Source organism: Ruminococcus sp. RTP21204st1_B2_RTP21204_210225, from assembly GCF_040914135.1.
Lineage (GTDB): Bacteria > Bacillota > Clostridia > Oscillospirales > Ruminococcaceae > Hominimerdicola > Hominimerdicola aceti.
Window position 1 is genome coordinate 1 of the sequence record NZ_JBCPGA010000095.1, and the last position, 2,830, is coordinate 2,830.

A 2,830-nucleotide genomic window follows, 5' to 3' on the forward strand; every position below is an offset into this window, starting at 1 on the left:
CCCCAAAACAGCACAAAATCAGTCACTTAAAAATCATCGGTCGGGGAGCGCCCAGCGGCAAGGGGCGGGACCACCCGTCCCGACGAGCGCCACACCATAAACTTTTTTTAGAATAAGCACACAACCGTTTTCCGAACCCTGCAAAATTTCTTCCGAATCCGAACGACGTAACACTCCATTGAGAGAGGCTGCCGTTTGGTCGCTCCCCCTTTGGGGGCGGGGGGGGGTTACATACCCATACCGAAACCTCTGCTTCTGGTGATTTGCTTGAGTAGGTCTTTCCCCTCTTCCATAGCTTTTGATATGTTTGGGAAATGATGCCTTAAAGCCTCCAGTTGTTCGGAATTGAACAAGTCTTTCATCTTACCAAGTTCTTTTTTCAATTCCTTGGTTTCGGTCTTTAGTTCTTGGTTCTCCGTCCTTAATCGGTTACTGGTTGTCCTTGCGTTGTCCATTTGTTGTCTATAATACTCCTTGTCATTCTCGGCTTTGAATGCCTTTGTGCCGTTTTGCTCTTTTTCAAGTATAGCCTTTCCCAGTCTATCGGATAGCTGTTCATTTTCCCCCTCTAAAGCCTTTACTTTGGCTTTTAAGGCATCCTTTTCCCTATCGTTGACTGTTTTTCCAATCAAGCCGTAAAACTTCTCTGAAGCCTTAGAAATGAGTTTTTGGACGTTCTTCTTTGTTTCAATGGAACGTAGTTCTTTCTGAAGCTGAAGAAGCTGGTTTTGTACGTCCTTGTGTTTGTCTAATGCACTGGATATATCGTTTGATAGTTCCTGAAGCTGTTCTTTCGCACATTCGGTCTTGTACTGCATAGCCGATAAGTGTTTGCGGTCAGAAGAAACGCCACGTTCCATGCCCAGTGTTTCAGATGCTATGGTTTGGAGTTCTGCCATGTCATCACGCGATAAACGCACACTTTTCCCATTCGGCTGCGTCCAATCGAAAACTACATGGGCATGAAGGTTAGGTGTCCATTGCTTTGCGTTCATGTATCCTTCGTCCTTGTGTATATGGATTTGAAATGCTTCGATACCGAAACGTTCTTTGCAGACCGTGGCAAACTGCTGGAGTTCCTGCATGGTGGTTTCTTGTTTGATTACTATTACTCCCTCTCGTATGGGTGCGGCTTTAGCCTGCATCTTCTGCCCAACCGTATCGAGATATCTTTGTTTCGCACTTTCCAGCCGATGGGAGATGCTATCTCCAACCCAGCTTTCATTCAAATGACTAAGTTCGGGACGAACATAGTCCAACTCTTTTTCCCTAAAGTTGTGAATCTCACTCCCCGGCTTCACTGCTTGTACATGAATACTTGTTGCTCCCATAAGTTAACATTTTTGTGACAATCGATAACAGCCGGTGACAGCCGGCTGACAGGGGGTTAAGGGGGCTTGTCCCCTTACACACGCACCCTTTAGGGTGCTAGTGTGCTATCACCATACTGCATAGGTGCGAAGTTAGCAAATGTTCTGTAAATGCACAAATAAAGGGGAAAACATTTGGATTTGCGACAATAAAGTACTACCTTTGTTGCTGACCAAACGGTAGCCGACCGATACGGGAGAGTTACCAAAATACAAGCCGCTGGAGTTAATTGACGGACATCCGACATCTCCAGCGGCTTTATTTTTGCCTATCTGCTTCGTCTAGGCATACCAGTACCTCTACTAAAAATGTACTTCAAAGATACTTATTTTCTACCGACTTGATAGTTTTTACCCCATATTCTTGGACATTTTTCCCCCATGAGGTTATCTTTGTAGGGTGAAAGAGAAACCCATAAACGGGGATAGATTGAATGCTGGGAAGCATAAACAATCGGGGTAAGGTTAGCGAACCTTGCCTTTCATCCCCCATTATAACTTTACATAGAGGAACTTTATCTATCCCCCCCCCCGCCCCCAAAGGGGGAGCGACCAAACGGCAGCTTCACTCAATGGAGTGTTACTGTTCATCAAAGCCAAGTGATAATTGTCGTTTCTCTGCTTCTTCTTTCTTTTGGGCAGCTAAAGTCTTTTTCCGAACGTATGTTTTAGCAAATGTCACTCGGTCACCATTGAATACTATCAGAGGATTAATAAACCAAAGATTATCGGCTGGTCCTCGGGCTATGATTTCAGCTTTTACAAGTTCTGCAAGTCCTTTATAAACGGCTTTGTCTGTTTTGTATTTGGTATATTCTAGGCATTTTTTTCTATTGAAGATGATTAAATCATTTTTGGGTTTCATGCAGGTCATAAAGTAACCAAAAACCCGAATAGCTGCTTGTGATAGGTCAAAGAATGCAGCAAAGTTAGAAAGATACAATTTAGTGAATTGTTCTTCATCTACTTCTATTTGACGGATAAACGAAGTCTTAAACACTTCTCCAGTTTCAGTGTCGGCTAAAGCTACTACGGCTCTCTTATCGCCACCACTATTACTCTTATACTTTTTAACAACATGATTTTCAATACCTTCTATAGCTTGTTTCATAAAAGGATTTTCTTCGTTCTTTTGAAAATCGGTTAACTTAACTGCTTTTTTATTTTCCATTTTGATGTGTTTTTTGGGAAATATTATTCTCCACAAAGTAAACTATTATTTTCCATAAAAACAATATTAAGGGAAATATTATTTTCCTGTTTAGTATTATATTAGGAAATCAGTATTTTCTAGATTGGAAAATGAGAATTTCCAATATGGAAAATGCCCTATATTGTGTATCAAGTACTTAACTTATTCTATTTCTTCTATTCTTAATATACCCCCAAAACAGCACAAAATCAGTCACTTAAAAATCATCGGTCGGGGAGCGCCCAGCGGCAAGGGGCGGGACCACCCG

The 2,830-nt window shown here is 42.1% G+C and carries 2 protein-coding genes; both read right to left on the reverse strand.

All coding sequences use genetic code 11. The features are described 5' to 3' along the window. Window positions 1-227: 227 nt before the first annotated feature. A complete protein-coding gene (locus AB5123_RS14085; RefSeq protein WP_007219893.1) occupies window positions 228-1,331 on the reverse strand; it encodes a plasmid recombination protein in 1,104 nt (367 codons plus the stop codon). Between the two features lie 619 nt (window positions 1,332-1,950). After that, window positions 1,951-2,541 (reverse strand): replication/maintenance protein RepL, encoded by a 591-nt coding sequence (locus tag AB5123_RS14090; RefSeq protein WP_004295513.1) that lies wholly within the window; start codon window positions 2,539-2,541, stop codon window positions 1,951-1,953. Window positions 2,542-2,830: the final 289 nt, after the last annotated feature.